Raw genomic sequence first — 23,633 nt, 5'->3', positions numbered from 1 at the left:
CGCATCGCAGAACTTATAATATGCCGCAAGGTAAATGTTCTATGCAAGTCAGCAATGACAATATCTTTTAAATAAATCTTAACGTGCCGCAGTATTTTTTTGGCTGGGACGCCAAAAGTTTTAAAACGCTGATCATTTGATAATCAATTACCTCAAATTTTAAGGAATTAAACATATAACCTTATCTTTAATGAGTTTAACCAAAGAAATAAATCGATTTTTTATCAATTTAATTTCTGAATAACCACCAATCAACCATGAGTAATAACAGAAGATCTTTTATCAAAAAAGCCAGCATGGCCGGAGTAGGAGCTGTAGTAGCTCCATCTTTTTATAATGATGCTAATGCAGAAGTAAGGCAAATGCATAGGAAGTTATCTCCGTTTTATGAAAAGGAACTTAAGATCGCGCTCATAGGTGCTGGCGGTATGGGAACCGCAGATACAAAAACAGCTTTAACTGTAGACGGAGTTGAACTTGTTGCTGTTTGTGATCTTTATGACGGTAGGTTGGACGATGCAAAAGCCCTGTGGGGAAATAACATTTTTACTACAAAAGATTATAAAGATATTCTTAAGCGGGATGATATTGATGCAGTGATCATCGGGACGCCAGATCATTGGCATAAGCAAATAAGCGTAGATGCGCTTAACGCAGGAAAAAATGTGTACTGCGAAAAACCCATGGTACATTCCATTGATGAAGGTAAGGAAGTGATCGATGCCTGGAAGAAATCAGGAAAGATCTTTCAAGTTGGGAGTCAGGGCATGTCTTCTCTAGGAAACGAAAAAGCTAAAGAACTCATAGCAGCCGGTGAAATAGGCGAAATAAATTTTGCAGAAGGCTTCTGGGCAAGAAATTCACCTACGGGAGCATGGCAATATCCTATTCCGGCAGATGCGTCTGCAAAGACAGTAGACTGGCAAAAATTCATAGCAAACACAACTAAAAGACCTTTTGATGCCACCCGCTTTTTCAGGTGGAGAAACTATACAGATTACGGTACCGGCATGGCGGGCGATCTTTTTGTACATCTTTTTTCTAGTTTGCATTTTATCACAAATTCTATGGGGCCAGAGCGTATTGCGGCAACTGGCGGACTGAGATTTTGGGAAGACGGCCGCGAAGTGCCAGATGTTTTGATCGGGATGTTTGATTACCCTAAAAATGAACGTCACCCTGGTTTTAACTTGTCTCTGCGATGCAACTTTGTAGATGGCACAAGCGGCAGCACATATTTGCGTATCGTGGGTAGCAAAGGCTCAATGAATGTAGAGTGGGAGCGTGTTACAGTTAAGAAAAATGAGGCGCAAGTAAGCGACGATCCCTTTTTTGCAGAAAAGAATAAAGAAGCTGGCGGAAGTTTAAGCAACCGTAAAAAAATGACTGGCCCGCTAGAAACGGTTTACACAGCACAAGACGGTTATAAAGGCGCGCATTATGATCATTTCAATAACTTTTTTACCGCAATAAGAAATAACGGCTCAGTTGCCGAAGATCCACTTTTTGGCCTTAGAGCCGCAGCACCGGCATTGTTATGTAACGAGAGCTATCGCGAAAATAAATTCATTCATTGGGATCCCGTGAATCTAAAAATCAAATAAGCTAACCATCAAAATTTAATCAAAATGAAAAAGTATATCGCAGTCTTTTTGGCTTTAAGCCTATGGGCATGTAAAGAAAATAAAGAGGAGAAAAAAGAGGATATGGCTGTCGCCGAAAAGGAAACAGAAACCGCAGCAGATGACTCATGGACAGATCTCCTTGCTGATGAAAATATCTCACACTGGCGAGGCTATAATGAAGAAGGTTTACCGAAGGGTTGGACCGTTGAAGACGGTGTGTTGATGTCATCAGGTGAAGGTGGAGATATAGGCGGAGACATTATTTATGATGCAGAAGAATATGAAGAGTTTGAGCTTTCGCTAGAATGGAAGTTGGCCCCAGAGGGCAACAGCGGAATTTTCTATCATGTCATTGAGGATGAAAAATACCATGCGCCTTATGAGATCGCGCCAGAGTATCAAATTATTGATCAACTTGGTTTTCCTCAAGAGTTAGAAGATTGGCAATCTATAGGTGCAGACTACGCCATGTACACACCAGATTATAAAGACGAAGATCTTAAGCCCATGGGTGAGTGGAACACTGCAAAAATTGTTTTTACAAACGAGAAGGCGGCCTATTATCTCAATGGTAAAAAAACAGTAGAATTTATACCATATTCAGAAGATTGGGAAAAACGCCGAAACTCTGGTAAGTGGGAAGATTACCCAGATTACGGCACTTCAAGAACTGGATTTATAGGCTTGCAGGATCACGGTAGTGAGATCGCTTTTAAGAATATTAAGATCAAAAAACTTTGAGATATTTAAATGTATTAAAGTCAGCAGCGATCGCATTGCTGCTGATTTCTTGTGCCGAAAAATCTGAAGGATCACAAGAAGCTACAGAGCAAAAAAAGCCAAATATCCTGTTCATTATGGCAGATGATCACGCCTATCAGGCAATCAGCGCTTATGATGACAAATTGATGCAAACGCCTAATATTGATAGGATCGCAAAAGGCGGGATGCTGTTTACAAATGCGAGTGTGACAAATTCGATCTGCGCACCGTCACGCGCCGTTATTCTTACCGGTAAGCATTCGCATATCAATGGTAAGATCGATAATCGCAGTCCGTTTGACACTACAAATGTGACTTTCCCGCAGTTGTTTCAAAAGGCGGGTTATCAAACAGCGATGTTCGGTAAGTTACACTTTGGGAATAACCCAAAAGGCGTTGATCAATTTATGATCCTACCAGGGCAAGGACATTATTATAACCCAAAATTCATCACAAAAGATGGCGACACCACGATCACTGGTTATGTCACAGATATTGTGACAGATCATGCGATCAGTTGGCTAGATAAAGAGCGAGACAAGCAAAAACCATTTTTGTTGATGTATTTTCAGAAAGCTCCGCATCGCCCATGGAGACCGGCGCCCAGACATTTTAAAGAATTTACAAAAAAAGAGTTTCCGCTTCCGCGAAATTTATTTGACGATTATAAACGCGTATATGGGGAGAATTTACCAGATAGCGTTCCTGTTTACAGTACTGCAGCACGATCTGCCGAAATGAATATTCTCACCCACATGTCTTATGATCACGACACAAAGATCACCCCAGAAAATATAAAAGCTCTGGGAATTAAAGGACAACGTTTAGAAGATCCTAGATGGCGAATGAATGCAGAGCAAAAGGCAGCTTGGGATAGCGTTTATGGACCGATAAATCAGGATTTCCTAGAGCGATATCCTACCATGAATGATGAAGAACTCATGAAATGGAAATATCAGCGATACATGCAAGATTATCTAGGCAGTATTGCCGCTGTAGATGAAAATGTGGGTAGAGTTCTAGATTATCTAGAAGATAATGATCTTGAAGAAAACACGATTGTGATCTACACGTCAGATCAAGGTTTTTATCTGGGAGAGCATGGATGGTTTGACAAGCGATTTATGTACAACGAAAGTTTTAAAACTCCACTGCTAATTAAATGGCCCAACGTCATTACACCTAACACCACAGAGGATGAGATGGTTCAAAATCTAGATTTTGCACAAACATTTCTAGAGATCGCAGGTATCGAAGCGCCAGAAGATATGCAAGGCAAGAGTTTTGTACCCTTGCTAAAAGGTGAAGATGATACTTGGGATAGAGAAGCGATCTATTACCATTATTATGAATATCCTGCTGTACACATGGTAAAAAGACATTATGGTGTGGCGACTAAACGCTACAAGTTGATGCATTTTTACTACGATATTGACGAGTGGGAATTATACGATCTTAAGAATGATCCTGATGAGATGCACAACGTTTACTACGACAAAGATTATCAAGATATAGTGATAGATCTTAAGAGTAAACTCAAAGAACTTCGGGAGAAGTATAAAGATTCAGATAGTTTAGATCAGGAGTTTATTGCAAATTATAAATAAGCTACACTTTTAAAACGCATATAAAAATCCTCAGTTCGGCTGAGGATTTTTGTTTTGGCGCAAGCCATATTCTATATCTTCTCAAAAACTTAATTTTGCAAAAAAATAATTCATGAAGCCAGAACAAGCAGCAAAGCTAGAACTTCCAGAAGATGAGATGAGACAATACGGTCACAGCATCGTAGATAGGATCATTGAGCATAATCTTCATCAGCATGAAAAATTGCCAGTTGCAGTGGCAACACGTTCTGAGATGGACTCGGTTTTTCTTGAGGAAGCTCCAGAAAACGGCACCGAAGTGATGAAAGTGCTCGATTTTGTGATGCAACAAGTGGTGCCTTACAGCAACATCATGAGCCATCCCAAGTTCTACTCGTTTGTTCCTGGGCCCAGCAATTATGTGAGCGCCATGGCAGATGCGCTGGCAACGGGCTTCAATATTTTTTCTGGCGGTTGGGCAGCGGCTCCAGCGGCGGCAGAGCTAGAGATTGTTACGATAAACTGGCTGTTAAAGATCTTTGGCCTTCCGGCGAAAAGAGGTGGAGGGATTTTTACCAGCGGTGGAAGCATGGCAAACCTCACAGCGCTTGTTACCGCCCGAAGCATAAAATGTGGCGACGATTTTTCAAAAGCGGTGATCTACCTTTCAGATCAGGCGCACTCTTCAAATATTAAGGCGATACGTATTCTAGGTTTTAGAAAAGAACAAATACGCATCATCCCTACTGATATCGAATTCAAGTTTGCCATAAACAAACTGAAAAACGCGATAAACAAAGACCGTTTAGAAGGTTTGCAACCGTTTTGTTTGATCGCTTCTGCGGGAACGACAAACACGGGAACGGTTGATCCACTTTCTGAATTGGCGGCGATCTGTAAAAAAGAGAAACTCTGGTTTCATATTGACGGTGCGTATGGTGGCGCAGCGATTTTGGCGAAAGCCGGAAAAAAGATTTTAAAAGGCATAGAAAAAGCAGATTCTGTCACCGTAGACCCGCATAAATGGTTCTACCAACCGTATGAAATGGGTTGCTTGCTGGTGCGCGATCACAAATGGTTAAGCGGTACTTTTACCGAAAAACCCGAGTATCTCAAGGACGTAGAAGGCAACTCGTCTGAAATTAATTTCTACGACCACGGGATCCAGTTGACGCGCAGATTCAGGGCGCTTAAGTTTTACATGAGTGTCAAGACTTTTGGTCTGAAAGCCTTTAGAGAAGCGGTAGAATATAATTTCGCTTTAGCGGAAAAAACCGAAGCATTGCTACGCAAAAGTGCTAAATGGGAAGTGGTTTCCCCGGCGACGCTTGCGGTGATCAATTTTAGGTACAATCCCATCGACAAGAAATTAACCGAAGATGAGATTGATGACCTTAACCGCATGATCTCTAAAAAAGTGGTAGACTCTCGCGAGGCAATGCTGGTAACGACTTATCTCAACGGTATGGTTGTTTTGCGCATGTGTCTTATCAATCCGCGCACAACGCTTGATGATGTGCGCGATACGATAAATCTTTGTGAGAAATTCGCAGTAGAATAGGCTATTGCAAATCCATATTTCCGCGGTAATATTCTAAGACCTTAACGCGCAGCATGTATTCATAACGCACGTTAGCGAGGTTGATGCGGGCATTCTCCAGATTGTTTTTGCTCACGATATAATCCACGCTATTGGTAACGCCATTGTTGAAGCGTATTTCATTAATCCGGAAGGATTCTTCACTGGCTTCAACCTGTGCCTCCAGAGCATTGAAGCGTTGCAAAGCGGCTTGCATATCATAATACGCCTGCTTGATGTTTGTGCTCAGTTGGAGTTCAGTTTGTTCAAGGTTTGTTTGCGCCTGATCGCGTCTAATTTTTTCTAGTTGGACATTTTGTTTTGCACGCCATCCATTAAAAATAGGTACAGAGACATTCACGCCAATTGAAGAATTAAGGTTATTGTCAAACTGATCTCTGTAGCTTATTTGTTCTTCTGTAAATTGAGTGTTTTCAGTAAGCACAGGCAACACCTGACCGTCATAATTCACAAAAGCTCCTGTGTCTTCTACGAGCGTTCCATTTTCATTAAATAATCGTGCCGCGCTAGAATAGTTGGTATTAAGATTCGCAAAAAACGAAACTTCCGGTGTGTATTGCGCACGAGCGACAGCAACACCTTTTTGGGCGGCGGCCAACTGTAATTCGCGGGTTTTAAAAGTTGCAAGATTGTTCAGGGCGTCTTCATAGACTTCTTTTGGCGAAAGCCCATATTCTTCAAAATCCATAAGCAATGCGAGTGCATCTGGGTTGATCTCATAATCCACATTCATGAGCTGCGCGAGATCGAGCAGTGCGCTGGTTAACGAATTGCGAGAGGACACAAGACTGGCTTCATCGCTAGCGACTTGACCTTGCAAATCGCGATATTCAGAAGGATTGACGGATCCTTCTTCAAACATGGTTTTTAACCGCTTGGCTTGTTGACGAGTGTTTTCAATGCGGTTTTCGGCGAGTTTTAGCAATTCTCTGCTGTTCAAAGCCCGTAAGAATGCTAAGGTCACATCAAGCACTAGATTTTGCTTGGCTTCTTCCACCTGCATTTCGGCGGCCTGCATGTTGAGTTTCCCCTGTTTTAAAGAATTCAATAATCTAAAACCGTTAAAAACCGAAGCATTCAGCCCTAGACCAGCGCTGCTATATTCTAGGCGCTCGTTCACAAAATCGTTAGTGTATGGGTCTATGCTGCGTCCCTGCGAGATCCCGTAATTCCAATTTCCATTGATAGATGGTAAAAGCGCATTCCGATTACTCTTATAATTCACCGTTGAGGTTTCGGCGCTAAGTTTTGCGGTCTTCAGGTTAAGGTTGTTTTTCAGGGCAATGTCTATGCATTCATTAAGTGTGAGATCTTGATTGTTTTGGCTTAAAGCCAAAAGAGAAAAAAGTAAAGTGATGATTGATGAAATGGTGGTCTTCATGATGCGAATTATTGTGCGATGCTGCCGTCTAGCAAATGGATCGTGCGGCTGCCGTATGCGGCGTTTGACTCTGAGTGCGTCGCCTGAATTATGGTGACGCCGTCTTCTTCATTGAGTTGTTTAAAAAGTTGCATGATCTCGTCGCTTTGTTTTGAGTTGAGGTTACCGGTGGGCTCATCTGCGAGAATGACGCTGGGCTTTGCGATCAAGGCGCGGGCAACGCCCACAAGTTGTTGCTGACCGCCACTCAATTGTGTGGGGAAAAGGTCTTTTTTACCCACGATGTTAAATCGATCTAGAATATCAGCGACCATGGCCTTGCGCTCAGAACCTTTTATTTTTTTGTACAAAAGTGGCGTCTCGATGTTCTCATAAACAGTGAGTTCATCAATGAGATGATACGCTTGGAAAACAAATCCCATATTGTCTTTAAACAATTTTGCGCGCTGCTTTTCTTTGAGTTGGTGTACAGGTTCGCCATCAAAATTATAAGCACCTTCGTCAAAAGAATCGAGCATGCCTATGACGTTGAGCAAGGTGGATTTTCCCGACCCAGAAGGTCCCATGATCGAGATAAATTCGCCTTTTTCTACCTGTAAACTAAGGTCGTTAAGAAGAAATGTTCTTTTACCGGCTGTGGTCACCCACTTGTAAATATGATTGAGTTCTAGAAGCATGATTTTATTGCTGTTTCTGTTGTTATTTTATTCTGTTCTCAGGCTTTTTATGGGGTTTTGCATCGCTGCCTTGATGCTTTTAAAACTTATGGTCGCAAATGCGATGAATAAGGTGATTATGGCTGCCGCCAAAACGAGCCAGACGCTTATCTCGATGCGATACGCAAAATCCTGAAGCCATTGATGCATGAGGTAATAGCCCAGCGGCAAAGCAATGACGAAAGAAATAAGGATAAGTTTCAGGAAATCTTTAGTGAGCATGGCCACGATTTGCGTCACGCTAGAGCCCAAAACCTTGCGCACGCCTATTTCTTTAAAACGCTGTTCAGCGGTGTAGGTCACAAGACCAAAAAGTCCTAAACAAGCTACAAAAATGGTAAGCAGGGCAAAGACAAGTAAAACGGTGCCCATCTTTTGTTCCTTCTGATAATTTTGCTCAAAAGACTCATCTAAGAACACATAATCAAAGGAGCCACTGTCGTCAAACTTTTGCCACAGCGCGCTCACGTCGCTTAGCGTTTTTGCGATATTGTCGCTGTTTACTTTTAAGATGAGTCCGCCGTAAGGTTGATTCACCATCACAAGTGGCTCGATTTTCTTGTGAAGCGATTCAAAATTAAAATCGTCTATCACGCCAATAACCGTAAGCGTTTTCTTGCCATTATTATCATCCATTTGAAACTGCTTCCCTAGCGGATCATCAGCAATTCCCAGTACTTTTGCGGCTTCTTTGTTGATGATGGCTTTGTCGCTTTCTACGCCGGTAACGTCATTAAAATTGCGACCTGAGGTAAGACGCATTCCCAGCGTGGACAGATATTGCGAATCAACATTGTAGAAAAAGAATTTACGCAGGTAATTGCTATTTTTAAAAATCCCGCGCACGTTATTGTCGCTTTCGCCGGCAGGCAAATACGCCGACTGTGTAATGCTTTTTACAGTGCTGTTTTGGGCAAGTTCATTTTTAAGGGATTGCATTGCGGTGTTGTCCATCATTGCGGCATCACGAATTACCAAAACCTGCTCTTTGTTATACCCCAAATCCTTATTCAGGATAAAATCGAGTTGCTTGTAAACCACCAAAGTCGCGAGAATTAATCCCGCCGAAATCACAAATTGAAACACCACCAGACCGCTGCGCAGCGACGTAGTTTTTCGGCTGCTGAATTTGCTTTTCAATGCCGTAATAGGTTTAAATCCAGAGAGAAAAAATGCGGGATACGCTCCTGCCAAAACCGTGATCGTAAGTGCAAGCGCCGCGAGTGTCAACGCAAACTTGAGGTTTATGATTTGGCTAAAGGCAAATGTTTTCCCCGTAAGGGAATTAAAGAAAGGCAGTGCCAGATAACACACCGCGATAGCCAGCGTAATCGCGATTACCACCGAAATAAAAACCTCTGTGATAAACTGAACAATGAGCTGTTTTTTGTTAGAACCCAGCACTTTTCTGATGCCCACTTCGCGCGCACGTTTTGTAGCGGTTGCGGTAGAAATATTCATGAAATTGATGCAGGCGATGATGAGCATAAAAACCGCGATTACGCTAAAAATGTATACGTATTTGATGTCGCCTCCATTTTCAAATTCGGTTTTGTTTGAGAAATCAGATTTTAAGTGAATATCGAGCAGCGGCTGTAGGTAAATCCCAAACGCATTTTGAGCCTTAAACTCTGAGTAAGAAACGCCAATCGCCTCCTGAATTTGCGGTCCCATATATTTCTCTAGCATTCCCGGGAATTGCTTCTCAACTTCGGTAAAATCTGCACCTTCTTTAAGTAAAACATAGGTCGCAAAACCAGAATTTACCCAAGAAGTGCTTTTTGCTTCATTGTTTCCGTTCATGGAGACAAACGCATCAAAATGAAAGTGCGAAGTTTTAGGAATGTCTTTGATTAGCGCAGTGACTTCCTGCTGATTTCCATTGATGAAAATGGTTTTGCCAATGGCATTTTCTTCGCCAAAAAGATGCTTCGCTTCCTGCTCTGTAATCACAACCGCATTAGGGTTTTCCAGCGGATTTGTAGCATTGCCTTTTACAACGGGCAAAGTGAAAAAATCCAGCAGATTGGCATCGGCATATGCGACTTTGAGATTTTCAAAAGTCTCATTGTTATATTTTACTTCCGGGTCGTAGAATTTTGCGATTCGCGTAGCATTTTCTACCTGCGGTAAATCCTGTTTTAAAGAAACACCAATGGGCGCTCCCACAACGGCTTCCTTAAGTTCCTCGCCATTGATGTTTGCCTTTAGAACCACACGGTACATCCTGTCAGCATGCTCATTGTAGCGGTCATAACTAAGCTCATCAACCACAAAAATCCCTATGAGCAGACAGCTGGCGATTCCCAGCGTCAATCCCAAGATATTAATGCCAAACATCGTCCTGTTTTTCAGGATATTTCGCCACGCGATTTTAAAATAGTTACTAAGCATGATTTTATTTTTTGATGATGATGTCTATTCTGTTCTCAGGCTTTTTACAGGGTTTTTCATGGCTGTCGCCAAAGTTCTTATGCTCATAATGATCAGGGCAAGAGCTATCATTCCTATTCCGCTTAAAGCGAAAACCCACCACGAGAGTCCGGTTCTGTACGCAAAATCCTGAAGCCAATCGTTGAGCAACCAGGCTGCGATAGGAGCCGCAATAACAAAAGCGATAAGCACTAATACCAAGAAATCTTTACACAGTAAAATATTGAGTTGGGCGAGTGAAGCGCCCAGCACTTTTCGTATTCCTATTTCTTTTGTCCTTCTGTTTGTGGTGTAGATCACAAGGCCAAGCAAACCAAGGCAGCTTATTAAAACCGAAAGTCCCATCGCCCAATTCAGTAGAGTAGAAAGGCGATTTTCGCTTTGGTAAAATCTTTTGATAGACTCATCTACAAAGCGCATCTCAAAGGTCTCGCCAGGAAATATTTCGCTATAAGCGTCTTCTACTTTAGCAATCGTATTTTGTAGTTCCCCAGAATTTGCACTAGGCAAGGTCATATGAATGTTTCTAAACTGCGTCCAATCTTTGCGATACGTGTCGCCAGTAAAAGCCATAGGATTAATGCCAGATCGCAGCGATCGTTGATTAAAATCTTTCATGACGCCCACAACTCTGTGCTCATCTTCTACTTTTAAGGTTTTCCCGAGAATATCTTCTGGATTTTGATAACCCAGTGTGTGTAATGCAGTCTCGTTAATGACAAATTCTTTGATCGTGTCATTAAGTGGAGCTCTTCCCGCTATTAGCGGAATTTCATAAATATCCATGTATTGCAAGTCGCCATATAGAAACTCAATTTCTGTATTGATCTCTTGATCACCGTTCATGAATTTAAGTCCAGAAGAATGTGTGCTGAATGAAGCCGGAGGCATCCCACCAATACTAATTTTTTCAATAGAAGGAATGCTTTTTAGTTTGTTATAAAGAACCAGATTTTTATCAACGCCTCTATACGACCATGGCGCTTGAACATAACCTATAGACTGCGTTTCAAAACCCATATCAGCGCGCATCAGGAATTTTGTTTGCTTGCTCACAAGTAACGTAGCAATAAGAAAACCTTGAGCGATCGTGAATTGAAAAACGGTAAGGAATTTTCTCAAGCCCACTTTTCCAGGAGCTGCGGTGACTTGGTTTTTGAGAACTCTCACGGTTTTAAAACGCGTTAAAACGAGAGATGGATAAAACCCAGAAAGCAAAGCGACAATCCCAATAAGGACTACACAACATAGCAGGACTAAAGGCTCTTTAAAAGCAGAGAATGACAAACCTTCTGGAGCGAAATCTGCAAAAACCTTAAGAAGCCAGTAAGACAAAAGAACAGAAATGAGAGCAGCGGTAATTGTAAGCAGTAAAGTCTCGCCCATGAACTGCGTGATCAGTTGCTTTTTAGAACTTCCTAATGTTTTTCTTATGCCTATTTCTTTAGCACGTTGATTGGCCTGCGCAGTATTAAGATTTATAAAATTCACGCAACCCAGAAGTAGCAAAAAGGCAGCGATAATACAAAGACCATAAAGTGCAGATTTGTTTGCTGTGTAATCTGTAAAACTGAAGATCCCAACCTGCTGATCAAAATGCATTTCTTTGAGCGGTTGTAATTTAAATCTTCGCTTACGGTTCATTTGTAAATCATACTCAGACTCATGTGCAGCGGCTGTTTCATCCAGTTGCTTTTGTAGCAAAGCAGGATCTTGCTCGTTGAGTTTTACAAACAATTGCGAACTATTGCTTGTGCTTCCCCAATCTTCATTGAATGCCTGGCGAGCCATTTCTGTATTTTTTGCTGTTTCCAGCGAAAGGAACTCTTCAAAGATCAAATCTGTACGTTTTGAAAAATTCTCTACAATACCTGTGACTTTTACCAACACAGAATCATTATAAGCAAGTTGCTTGCCTATGATCTCATCAGGTTTATGATCAGGAAAATATTTACTTGCTCTAGACGCTGTAAGAACAACTTGGTTTGGCGCACTAAGTGCAGTTCGTGATGAGCCTGCAAGCCAGTTGTACTCAAAGATCTCAAAGTATTCAGGCTCTGTGAAAGCAGTAAATTCTGGGTCTTTAAAAATGTTGCCGTTTTCAGTGTTTTTTACATTCACAAAACCACCTGTGAAAATAGTCGCAGCTTCTTCAATATTCGCGATATCTTCTTTTACAAAAGTGTGTAGCGGGATACTTACTCCGGCATTTCCATAGGTTTCTTCTGGAGCAATAAACTGGGTTGTGATCCTATAGATTTTGTCACTATTTCGATGAAAATCGTCAAAAGTAAAATCATAATACACCATCAGTCCTATCACAAACGATGCGCTAAAACCTATCGCCAGACTTATGATATTGATAGCCGAAAACAGTTTGTTTTTCCAGATGTTGCGCCAAGCGATCTTAAAATAATTCTTCAGCATTTTATTCGTTTCTTAGGCTTTTAATTGGATTGGCAATGGCTGCGCGTATGGTTTCAAAACCTACGGTAAGTATCGTGATGAGTAATGTGATAGCTCCTGCAAGTGCAAAAACATACCATTCTATCTGGGTTTTGTATGTGAAATCTTGTAGCCAATCATGCATAAAATACCATGCGATAGGCGAGGCGATAAGTATGGCTATAAAAACCAACTTTAAAAAGCTTACTGACAGTAAAGATGTAATTTGATACACTGAAGCACCCAAGACTTTGCGAATACCTATTTCTTTGATCTTTTGCTGAGCTGTAAACGTTGCCAGGCCAAAAAGCCCCATACCCGCAATCACAAAAGTGAGCATGATAAAAATGTTGAAGATATACGCCAAGCGTTGCTCAGACCTAAAGGTTGCGTCAAAAGCATCATCCATAAACTCATATTCAAAAGGGGTTTCTTTATCATATTGAGCATAGATGTCCTCAATTTTTGAAAGCATGTTTTGTAAATCGGTTTTAGGGGTAAATCGCACGTACATACAACCGCCACGTTCGCCTAATAACTTTGTATTTGCATTCGCTTCAGTAGTTGTAAAAAGTGCAAGTGGTTTAATGGGTGTATCCAGGCTAGAGAAATTGAAATCTTCAGTCACGCCCACGATTTCATAATCTTCTACGCCCATGCTTATCTTTTCTCCTATTGGATTTGGCGAAAGCCGAAACTCCTTGATCGTGGTGCTATTTATGGCAATCGTTTTGTCGCCGCTGAGTCTTGTAAGGTCCTCGGGTTTGATTTTCCATTGTACTTCTAGCGTGTTAAGAAAGTGCTCATCTATTGAGAAAATAGGTAAGGCAACATTGTCTTCTTTGCCATCAGAGCTTGCGAAATACATATCATAACCCCTGTACATGACTTGCCTAGATACTGCGGTTTGCTCGACTTCGGGGAGGCTGGCAACTTCATTTCTAAAGGCTGTACTGTTTGTGCCAATTGTATTTTGCAGCGGCAACATCAAAAGGTTTGAGCGGTTGAGGCCTATATCAACCTTGCGCATAAAATTGATCTGTTGCTGTATGATAAGTCCGCTAATGATGAGCGCTACGGCGATAACAAACTGAACTACGGTGCAGGTTTGTCTCAGTGTGATTCCGCCTGTCTTTTTTGAAAATTTCTTGCGCAGATTATCTATAGGATTGAATGATGACATCAAAACCGCAGGATACAATCCCGTTAAAATCACGGTGAGGACAAAGAGGCCGCTTAAGGTTAAAAGGAATTTGCCGTTAAGAAAGAATGAAGCATCGATTTTAATGTTCAGCAAATTGAAAAAATAAGATTGCAAGGCGGCTGTCAAGGCAATTGCGAGCAAAAAAGCAAGAATCACATAGAGTGTGGATTCTACATAAAATTGCAGCGCAACGCTTTTTCTGCTGGCGCCATTTACTTTGCGCACGCCTATTTCTTTTGCTCTGAGCGAGGCCCTGGCGGTTGACAAACTCAGGTAATTTATGAGTGCCAAAAAGAGAATGAGAAGCGCGATAAGCGGGAAGATCTTGAGGTATTTTGCCTTTCCTTCAGAGCTTTCCTGAAAGTGCTTTTTAGTAATATTCATCAAGCTGTAGGTCTCGTTAGATTCTTTGTCTGCTTGTTTACTAAGCTCTTCAGTAGTTTTTAAAACCTGGGCTTCAGTGCCCGTTTCCTTAAGTTTTACAAACGTGGGGAAACTTCCTCCCCTAAAAATGGAATATTCAAAATCGCGGTCAAATTTCTTGATCGTGCGCATGCTGTTTAACGAGGCGATAAAATCTGTATGCACGGTAGAATTTGAGTGAGAATTTTCGGCGATACCAGTGATGGTAAATGTGTAAACGCTATCAATTTTTACATTTAGGGTTTTTCCTAGAGGTTGGCTTTCGCCAAAATACTTCTCAGCCATTTCCTGTGAGATCACCAAAGAGTAAGGCTTTGTCAGAACGTTGTCCTTTTTGCCCTGAGCGAGATCAAAAGAGAAGAAATCAAAGAAATTCTCATCAGCAAAACTGAAGTTTCTCTCAGAATGTTTAGCATCCTTAAACGTGGGATTTGCGACAACAACCGGTTCGTACATATTATTCATGCGCACGGTAGCCTCGACCACAGGGCTGTTTTCTTCGAGCATTTCACCCACAACCGAGTTGAATGCCTGAATATTCATGGTTTGCTCGCCCATTTTAAAACTGGCACGTAAAGAGAAAATACGGTCAGCATCCTTGTGAAAGGTGTCGTAGCTATTTTCGTGGCCCACGAAAAAGAGAATCAAGAAACAGGCACAAAGCCCCAGCGCCAGCCCACCGATATTGATGAAACTGTAGAGCTTGTTTCTCTGTAAGTTGCGCCAGGCGATTTTGATATAGTTCTTAAGCATGTTTTTTGATTGATGTGATGAATTATTCGGTGCGTAAACTTTTAATAGGGTTAGCGACGGCGGCTTTTAGCGCTTGTAAGCTCACAGTGGCAACCGCTATGAAAACAGCAAAAAGACCAGCAATGGCATAGATCCACCAACTTATATTTATGCGATATGCAAAATCTTGTAGCCAACTGTGCATGCCCCACCAAGCTAACGGTACAGCGATGACAAATGCGATGATGACTAGTTTGAGAAAGTCTTTTGACAACAGAGTAACCACACCTTGCGACGAAGCTCCTAGCACCTTGCGAATACCTATTTCTTTTTTGCGCTGCTCTGCGATAAATGCGGCAAGCCCAAAAAGCCCAAGACATGCGATAAAAATGGCTAAGACAGAAAATAGCAGAGCGATCTGGCCCACGCGCTGCTCACCGCTGTACATTGTATTAAAAGCTTCATCTAGAAAGCGATAGTTAAAAGGCATGCCGCCAGCAAGATCGTCCCATTTATTTTTGATCTGTGGTATAAGTGTGCTGATGTTTGAAGTATTTACTTTAAACGAAGCAATACCAATGTTTTCAGAAAGTTGAAGACTTACAGGGCCTATCTTTTGTTTAACAGATTCAAAATTAAAATCCTTCACAATACCAATAACCGTGTGCGCTTCTGTGCCATCACCGCCATGCGTGTAAATGGTTTTTGAGAGCGGATCGCCGCCCAGCATTTTTGCGGCGGTTTCATTAATGATGATCGCGCTAGAGTCTGACGGGAAGTCTTTAGAGAAGTTTCGGCCAGAATGCATCTCCATGCCCATCGTCGGGATGTAATTTTCATCCACACGCCAGCGTTGCATCTGTATGCTGTTGCTGCTATTCATAACCGCCTCAGTAGAATATGAACTGTCGCTGCGAGAAGAACTACTTATGGGTAGAAATCCGCTTAACGTTCCATTAGAAACTCCTGCAAGTTGTTGCACTTCTTGCTTAAAAGTCTGTGCATTATCACGTAAAAAATAGGTGTTATCTACCAGTAAAACTTGGTCTTTGCTAAAGCCCAGATTTGTGTCTCGTATAAATTGTAGTTGCTGATAAACAACGATCGTACCTATGATCAAAACAATAGAAGTTATAAACTGAAAGACCACAAGAGAGCTGCGAAGACCTAGGGTTTTACTGCTTTTAGTCAGTTTGCCTTTTAAAACCATTATGGGTTTAAATGCAGATAGAAAAAATGCGGGATAGGCTCCTGCCAAAAATCCTACCACAGGAACTACAAGAATAATGACAAGCAATACCGGCCCAGAAAATATGTCGCTAAAAGAAAGTTCTTTAAAAGCGATATCATTAAAAAACGGAAGCGCCAGATAAGTAAAACCTAAAGCGATCACCAGAGAAATAAAGACAAGCAACATAGATTCTACCAAGAATTGACCTACCAAGAAATTTTTTGAAGTGCCCAGTACTTTTCTAATCCCCACTTCTTTTGCACGGTTAGAAGATCGTGCAGTGGTAAGATTCATAAAGTTGATACACGCGATGAGTAATATAAATATGGCTACAGCCAAAAAGATATAGATGTACTGAATATTGTTAGGCGGCATCAATTCAAACTGACGATCAGAATGTAAATGGATCTTAGTCAAAGGCATTAGAGAATATTGAATGCTATTACCAGAGTTTTTAAACTCTTCCATACTTTCAAGCTCCATAAATTGACGCGCGCTAGGAAAAACATATTCTTCAATATATTCAGGAAAATGTTTTTCAAAATCTTCTGCTTTTACCGAAGGTTTAAGAACTAAATACGTGAAGAAATTATGGTTAGTTAATGCACCCCAATTGTAGTTCACATTTTGCATTGAGAAGAACATTTCAAAATCAAAGTGTGATTCCTTCGGTACATCTTCAACTACTGCATTGATTTTAAATAATACAGGTTCATTCTCTTTAACTTCAAGTTCTTTGCCTATTACGTTTGTAGTGCCAAAATACTTTTCTGCAACACTTCTAGTGATCACAACAGAATTTGGCTCAGCCAAAGCATTATCAGTATTTCCTTCAATGGCAGGTAAAGTAAAAACCTTAAAGAAGGTAGAGTCTACGTGAGCTACTTTACTTTCATTGATAAACTCGTTTCCTTTTTTAATCAGTTTTGGGCCGTTAGAATTATAGATCCTTGTATAATTCTCTACCTCAGGATAATCTTTCATGAGCAGTTCGCCCATCATGTCTGAAGTTGTTGCTAGCACAAGATCAGAGCTTCCTATGGTGATATCAGAATTTACGCGGTAAATACGATCTGCCTTGTCATTGTATTTATCATAGCTTAACTCACTAAAAACATACAACGCAATGAGTAAAAAACAGCAAAGACCTATCGCAAGTCCAGCGATGTTTATAAGCGAATAGGTCTTATGCTTTCTAAGATTTCTCCAGGCGATTTTAAAATAATTCTTAAGCATGATGATTTGATTGATTGATGAATGGCCCCTGTTTTATTGAACCTGCAGATTTCCCTTGTATTCTGATAATATGTTCTCTGTTACTTTTTGTCCGTCTAGCATTCTAATGATGCGATGGCTGTATTTTGCATCGTGCTCACTGTGGGTCACCATGATGATCGTGGTTCCGGCTTCGTTGAGCTCTGTGAGTAGGTCCATCACTTCGTTACCGTTGCTACTATCCAGATTCCCGGTAGGTTCATCAGCAAGAATAAGTTTAGGATTATTGATCACGGCACGAGCAACGGCAACACGTTGTTGCTGCCCGCCAGATAATTGCTGCGGGAAGTGTTTTCTTCTGTGCATGATCTGCATTTTTTCAAGCACTTCGTCCACGCGTTTTTTACGCTCGGCTGGTTTTACGCCGGTGTATATTAATGGCAATTCTACATTTTCAAAAACGGTAAGCTCGTCGATGAGGTTAAAGCTTTGAAATACAAAACCAATGTTATGTTTGCGCAAATGCGATCGCTTACGCTCGTTATATCCTGCAACTTCGATCCCGTCAAAAAGAAAACTTCCGCCATCTGGATCATCCAGCAATCCTAGAATATTTAGCAATGTAGATTTACCACAGCCTGATGGTCCCATCACGGCCACAAATTCACCTTCTCTTACTTCAAAAGACAGTTTGTTCAAGGCAATGGTGCGCACCTCTTCGGTGGTGTAGTATTTTTCAAGGTCAGTAATTTTTATCATGATGTATTTTTTTACTGTTCGTTTTTGTTGATTTTTCTTTTTGGCTTTAAGCCAAATTACTCTTTAAGCAATAGTTCTTGTACATCACCATAGTTGTCATAACTGCTGGTAATGACCTTGTCGCCGGGTTGTAATCCGCTGAGTACTTCATAATATTCTGTGTTCTGGCTACCCAAAGTAATTTCGGTTTTATAAGCCACATCGCCATTCTCACTCACTTTAAAGATCCAGTTGCCGCCAGTTTCCTGAAAAAATCCGCCTTTTGGGATCAAGAGGGCTTGTTTCTCATCGCTCAGGGCAATGCGCATTTGCACGGTTTGCCCACGACGAATACCTTCTGGAATATCTTCAGAAAATTCCATATCCACTTGAAAGCGGCCTTCTTTAACTTGCGTGTATACTTTTTTGATCACCAGCGAGTAGCGTTTTCCGTTAAATGGGAAACTTCCGGTTTGTCCTGTGTAAATTCTTGAGATATAGTGCTCGTCAATATCTGCGCGCACTTTGTAACCGCTCAAAACATCGATCTGGCCCAAGCGCACGCCTTTACCTTTTGATTCTCCTATTTCGGCATCCAGAGAAGTGAGCTGGCCGTCCACCGGAGCGCGAACGACAAGATCATTTACCTTTTGACGCATAAGTTGCAGCGCATTTTGTGTGCGTGCATAGCTATTGCGAGCCTGTTGACTTTCTTGTTTTGTAGAAAGCGAATCCTGCGCTAAGATTTGCCTTGTAAGATTCATACGCTCTTTTTGATACTTATAATCATTCTCAGATTTTATATAATCCTGCTGGGCTAACGCTCCTTTTTCAAACAGCTTTTTATTGAGTTCGTATTGGCGGCGAGCTTCTATCAAACTGTTCTCTACATCAGTATATTGATTGAGTTTTGAAATGGTGTTTTGACGCGCATTGTTCTGCGAGATCTGCATTTGCGTTAGCAGATTGTAAACCTGTGTTTCTTGATTTACAAGACTAAGCTCTAGATCTGTATTACTTAGTCTCAGGATAGGCTCGCCTTTTTTCATCACGGCGCCGTCTTCAACAAATTTTTCTTCTACGCGACCACCTTCAAGCGCATCAAGATATATGGTAGAAATAGGCAAAACAGCACCATTCACAGGAATATTCTCCTGAAATGTGTTTTGCTGCACCGTGGCGATTGAGATTCTTTCCTTTTCCACATTGAGTTTAGAAGCACCCGTGGTAGAAAAGATCACATAAATAATTAAGATTAGAATGAGCGCGCTTCCTGATATCATCAGGATATTCTTAGTGTTAAAGCGCTTTTTTTCTAAAGGTATGTCCATTTTTTGATTGATTTCGGCTAGATATAAAGCATTATCGTGCCAAAAAATTAAATAACTGTAAATCAATATTTTGTGCATTTTGGCTTTTGCCAAAGTGTTCGGTTTTGATACACTGGGTGTGCGATGCTGTAACAGTTTTTTAACAACGCAAAATTTGGGTCGTGAGAGGCGCTTTCGCGGAAGCGAAATTTTATAATATTGTAAGTATGCTGCTTAAAAATGCCAGAATATTGATCATTGATGACGATGAGGATGTGCTCATTGCGTTGCGGCTGTTGCTAAAATCAAAAGTGAAAGAGGTGGTGACGGCAAAGAATCCTAATCAGATTTTAAGTTTGATGCAGGAGCAAAAATTTGATGCGATCATTCTGGATATGAACTTCAACGGACTCGTAAATACAGGTAATGAAGGTATTTTTTGGCTCAATAAAATAAAGCGCCAAGACGAGGATGTTGATGTTATACTTATCACTGCTTATGGCGATATTGACCTCGCGATAAGGTCGCTTAAAGAGGGTGCTTCTGACTTTATCGTGAAGCCATGGAAGAATGAAAAAATCCTGAGCGCGGTGCAAGAACTGGTTGAGAAAAAGAAGAAAAGCAAGCGCGAACCCATCCTCGCAGGGCCCGAAACGCAGATTATTGGCGAAAGCCCAGCAATGCACGATGTTTTTGTAAAACTCAAGAAAGTTGCGCCTACAGATGCCAATATTTTGATATTGGGCGAGAATGGTACGGGTAAAGATCTTATCGCTCGTGCGATGCATGAAAATTCGTTGAGAAAAGACAGTCCATTTGTAAAAGTGGACGTCGGCTCATTGACCGAAAGTCTTTTTGAAAGTGAACTTTTCGGTTATGTAAAAGGTGCTTTTACTGATGCGCGCGAGGATAGAAAAGGCAGATTTGAGTCGGCAAATGGCGGCACGCTTTTTCTTGATGAAATAGGCAATATCACGCCGCGCCAGCAAGTGCGATTGCTCACGGTTTTGCAAAACCGGGTGGTAACGCCGCTGGGCAGTAATAAAGCGATTCCTGTTGATATAAGGTTGATTTGCGCCACAAATCTGGATTTGGGTCAGTTGGCTGATGAAGGTCGCTTTAGAAAGGATTTAATCTACCGCATAAATACTGTTGATATCACCATGCCGCCGCTTAAACAGCGAGGTAATGATGTCACGCTTCTCGCGAAATATTTCATCGAGCGGTATGCTGAGAAGTATGGCAAGGGCAATCTTACTATGGATATTGGTTTCACTTCAAAACTGAAATCGCATTCCTTTCCAGGAAATATACGCGAACTGCAATACGCTATAGAACGTGCGGTTATCATGGCAGAAACTGATGTTCTAATGGCAGAGGATCTCGTTTTTTCGGCAATTGAAAAAACAGAGAACATAGCGATTTCTACAACGACAAACCTTGAAGATCTTGAGAAAAATACCATCCTCAGCGTCATCGAGAAGAACAACGGTAATATTTCACAATCGGCTAAAGAACTAGGAATAACTCGCACGGCTTTGTACCGCAGACTCAATAAATATGACCTTTAAAAGCTACGGAATAGCGCTTTTTCTCAGGGTTTTGTTCTTGGGATGTGCTCTGGCTGCGCTTTCCTATGGTGTGGTAAAACCGTCAATTTATATAGCGGTTTGTGGTGGCTTTCTTACGCTTGTGGGTTTTGTGAATCTGTACCGCTATGTGCATAAAAGATTTACAGAAGTTGCAGATTTTTTTGAGTCGGTTAAGTATCGTGATTTTTCTCGCTGGTTTAGCGAAACTCACGGTACAAAGGACATGCAAGAACTTCACAAGGGCTTTAACCTTGTCAACGCCACCATAAAATCGATCAATAGCGAGCGGCAGGCGCAATTGGTTTATTTGCAAAAGATCCTAGAGATGGTTGATGTTGGGATTTTAGCCTATAATCTCAATAGCGGCGATGTGTTGTGGATTAATGAGAGCATGTTACAAATTCTGGATTTGCCCCGATTTAAAAATATAGGTTTCGTCGAAAGACGTCGCTCAAAAATGTATGACGAACTTTTTGATACTTATCATAACACGGCGGTTTCAGTAAAGCTTGAGGTTCATAAAGAGACGATAAAAACGCTTATTTCAGACACGGTTTTTCAAGTCGAGGAGCAATCTTTTAAGCTCATCGTACTGCAAAATATTGAAGAAACCCTTAACCGTAACGAGAGCGAAGCCTGGAAGAAACTGCTTAGCGTGATGACCCACGAGATCATGAACAGCATCGCGCCGATCACATCACTCGCAGAAACATTGCAAGGTCAGGTGGAAGAAGCCATTGAGAGTCCACAAAATACAATAGAACTAGAAGACCTAGGCGACGGAATAAAAAGCATCAAAAAACGCAGCGAAGGCTTGATGAAGTTTGCGCAGACTTACAGAAGTCTCAACAAAGTCACCAGGCTCAACCGCAGCACGATTAAATCACAGGAACTTTTTGAGAACATAAGCATTCTTATGCAACCTTCATTGCAGCAGCGCGATATCGAGTTGGTTTTTAAAACCGCCCAGCCAGACGTTGAACTCGATATTGACGTTTACCTTCTTGAGCAAGTGTTAATCAATTTGATCCTTAATGCCATTGACGCTTGCGCCGAAAATCCAGAAGGTAAAGTAGAAGTTTTTTCTGGCTTAAGCCAAAATAACCATCCTCAGATCACTGTAGTGGATAACGGCAAAGGTATTCCTGCAGAAATTATGGATACCATCTTTGTGCCTTTTTACAGTACAAAAAAGACCGGTAGTGGAATAGGTCTAAGCCTTTGTAAACAGATCATGACACTCCACGGCGGAAAAGTGCAAGTGCAAAGCGAAGAAGGCGAGGGGGCGATCATGAAATTGATTTTTTAAGCCGCTGTAACTTCTTTGTTTTTAGGTCGTATTTTATTGTAGCCAATCAAAATACACTAACCAATGATCACCAAAAACAAACCGCTTTTCAGGTTTCTTTTCCTGTTTTTTGGACTTTACATCTTCCCGTTTCCTTTAAACAATATCCCTCTTTTAGCCTATTTGGCGCAATGGTACAGTAAAGGTGTTGAGGCTTTAGCTGTCTGGGTAGGTAACAACATTTTTATGATGGAAACTGCTGCTCCGCCTTTATCCGGTAGCGGTGATAAACAAATAGATTATGTGACTGTCTTAATGTTTTTTTGCATTGCGGTTTTAGGTAGTTTGATCTGGACTTTGATAGAGAGAAAACAGCGCGATTACAAGAAAATAAATTATTGGTTTTGGGTTTGGTTAAGGTATTATTTGGCTGTAATGCTTTTAGGTTATGGCCTGGTAAAAGTATTCCCGCTGCAGATGCCACAGCCAGGTTTAAGCCGTATGATCACGGAGTATGGCAGTTTTTCTCCCATGGGCGTTGCGTGGAGTTTCATAGGGCAGTCTACTGGATATTCTATATTTTCTGGCCTTGCCGAAACGATTGCTGGGTTATTGCTTTTTCACCGCCGTACCACTTTGCTTGGCGGACTCATGGCAATCGGTGTGATGAGCAATGTCGTAGCGCTTAATTTTTTCTATGACATTCCAGTGAAATTGTTTTCAACCACATTATTGCTTATTGCGGTTTTGATCGTGTCGCCTCAAATAGGCAAATTATTTCAGTTGATGTTTGGCTCAAAAAAAGTCGAGCCTTATCGTATTTATGATCCTTTGGCTGCAGCCAAATGGAAAAAAGCTCGAGTAATAGGCAAATGGGTGATCATTGTATTTTTTGTGCTCTCTCAGGTTTATGATAATTATGAAAGTTTATATGCACGAGGACCTTTGGCTCCCAAGCCACCACTTTATGGACTTTATGAGATCGAAGAATTTAAAGTGGATGGTGATGTGCGCCCACCTTTGCTGGAAGATAGTTTGCGATGGCGCTATGTGATCTTTGAATTTCCTGAAAGTATGCAGGTGTACACAATGAAAAAGGAGAAAAAATGGATGAAAGTGCAGGTGGATACAAGCGAGCAAAAGCTACAATTTCATGAGTATTATGACACACTAAAGAAGTATGATTTTAAATATGAAAAGGCTGATTCTTCTTTAATTATGCAAGGTGAATATTATGGCCAAGATATTTATTTTAAAGCAAAGCGCCTGACAAAGGAAGATTTTCCATTATATAAACGACCCTTTAATTGGGTTCAGGAATATCCTTATAATAGATAAAAAAAGCTCCGCCA

The 23,633-nt window shown here is 41.3% G+C and carries 15 protein-coding genes; 7 read left to right on the top strand and 8 right to left on the bottom strand.

From position 1 onward, the window contains the following. Positions 1–257 precede the first annotated feature (257 nt). The 4 genes from ACZ5L8_RS11575 to ACZ5L8_RS11560 all read left to right on the top strand — a co-directional run bounded on the left by ACZ5L8_RS11575 (position 258) and on the right by ACZ5L8_RS11560 (position 5,534). Entirely contained in the window at positions 258–1,604 is a 1,347-nt protein-coding gene (locus tag ACZ5L8_RS11575) for a Gfo/Idh/MocA family oxidoreductase (protein WP_464437651.1), read from the top strand. A 24-nt stretch (positions 1,605–1,628) separates the two neighbouring features. After that, on the top strand, positions 1,629–2,366 hold the full coding sequence (locus tag ACZ5L8_RS11570; RefSeq protein ID WP_464437649.1) for a 3-keto-disaccharide hydrolase: 738 nt from the start codon (positions 1,629–1,631) through the stop codon (positions 2,364–2,366). Continuing rightward, positions 2,363–3,994, top strand: a complete 1,632-nt coding sequence (locus ACZ5L8_RS11565; protein WP_464437647.1) for a sulfatase family protein — start codon at positions 2,363–2,365, stop codon at positions 3,992–3,994. The genes ACZ5L8_RS11570 and ACZ5L8_RS11565 overlap by 4 nt, the downstream gene beginning before the upstream one ends. 112 nt (positions 3,995–4,106) lie before the next feature. After that, a complete protein-coding gene (locus ACZ5L8_RS11560; RefSeq protein ID WP_464437645.1) occupies positions 4,107–5,534 on the top strand; it encodes a pyridoxal phosphate-dependent decarboxylase family protein in 1,428 nt (475 codons plus the stop codon). 1 nt (position 5,535) lies between these two features. Here the strand turns inward: ACZ5L8_RS11560 and ACZ5L8_RS11555 are convergent, their stop codons facing one another. The 8 genes from ACZ5L8_RS11555 to ACZ5L8_RS11520 are packed head-to-tail and all read right to left on the bottom strand — an operon-like array spanning position 5,536 to position 19,422. Continuing rightward, entirely contained in the window at positions 5,536–6,954 is a 1,419-nt protein-coding gene (locus tag ACZ5L8_RS11555; RefSeq protein ID WP_464437644.1) for a TolC family protein, read from the bottom strand. 8 nt (positions 6,955–6,962) lie between these two features. Beyond that, positions 6,963–7,631 carry an ABC transporter ATP-binding protein gene (locus ACZ5L8_RS11550; RefSeq protein ID WP_462597170.1) on the bottom strand — a complete coding sequence of 223 codons (669 nt, stop codon included), beginning with the start codon at positions 7,629–7,631 and terminating at the stop codon, positions 6,963–6,965. A 27-nt stretch (positions 7,632–7,658) separates the two neighbouring features. Then, positions 7,659–10,064, bottom strand: coding sequence for an ABC transporter permease (locus ACZ5L8_RS11545; protein ID WP_464437643.1), 2,406 nt, complete (start codon positions 10,062–10,064; stop codon positions 7,659–7,661). Positions 10,065–10,088: 24 nt separating this feature from the next. Then, positions 10,089–12,530, bottom strand: a complete 2,442-nt coding sequence (locus tag ACZ5L8_RS11540) for an FtsX-like permease family protein (RefSeq protein WP_464437640.1) — start codon at positions 12,528–12,530, stop codon at positions 10,089–10,091. 1 nt (position 12,531) lies between these two features. Next, positions 12,532–14,928 carry an ABC transporter permease gene (locus ACZ5L8_RS11535; RefSeq protein WP_464437637.1) on the bottom strand — a complete coding sequence of 799 codons (2,397 nt, stop codon included), beginning with the start codon at positions 14,926–14,928 and terminating at the stop codon, positions 12,532–12,534. A 22-nt stretch (positions 14,929–14,950) separates the two neighbouring features. Continuing rightward, positions 14,951–17,374 carry an ABC transporter permease gene (locus ACZ5L8_RS11530; protein ID WP_464437635.1) on the bottom strand — a complete coding sequence of 808 codons (2,424 nt, stop codon included), beginning with the start codon at positions 17,372–17,374 and terminating at the stop codon, positions 14,951–14,953. A 33-nt stretch (positions 17,375–17,407) separates the two neighbouring features. Further along, positions 17,408–18,112: an ABC transporter ATP-binding protein gene (locus ACZ5L8_RS11525; RefSeq protein ID WP_462597176.1), complete on the bottom strand. Its 705-nt coding sequence runs from the start codon at positions 18,110–18,112 to the stop codon at positions 17,408–17,410. 56 nt (positions 18,113–18,168) lie between these two features. Further along, complete coding sequence (locus ACZ5L8_RS11520) at positions 18,169–19,422, bottom strand: efflux RND transporter periplasmic adaptor subunit (RefSeq protein WP_464437633.1); 1,254 nt, start codon at positions 19,420–19,422, stop codon at positions 18,169–18,171. A gap of 206 nt (positions 19,423–19,628) precedes the next feature. On the opposite strand from ACZ5L8_RS11520, the gene ACZ5L8_RS11515 reads away from it, so the two are divergent. From ACZ5L8_RS11515 to ACZ5L8_RS11505, 3 genes are all read left to right on the top strand, one after another. Continuing rightward, positions 19,629–20,972: a sigma-54-dependent transcriptional regulator gene (locus ACZ5L8_RS11515; RefSeq protein ID WP_464440950.1), complete on the top strand. Its 1,344-nt coding sequence runs from the start codon at positions 19,629–19,631 to the stop codon at positions 20,970–20,972. Then, positions 20,962–22,302: a sensor histidine kinase gene (locus ACZ5L8_RS11510; protein ID WP_464437632.1), complete on the top strand. Its 1,341-nt coding sequence runs from the start codon at positions 20,962–20,964 to the stop codon at positions 22,300–22,302. Before ACZ5L8_RS11515 ends, ACZ5L8_RS11510 begins: the two co-directional genes overlap by 11 nt. Positions 22,303–22,365: 63 nt before the next feature. Further along, complete coding sequence (locus tag ACZ5L8_RS11505) at positions 22,366–23,619, top strand: hypothetical protein (protein ID WP_464437630.1); 1,254 nt, start codon at positions 22,366–22,368, stop codon at positions 23,617–23,619. Positions 23,620–23,633 lie beyond the last annotated feature (14 nt).

The sequence above is a fragment of the Leeuwenhoekiella obamensis genome (assembly GCF_055391795.1).
Note: the sequence above shows the minus strand (reverse complement) of the source record. Positions and strands in the feature narration are given on the sequence as shown.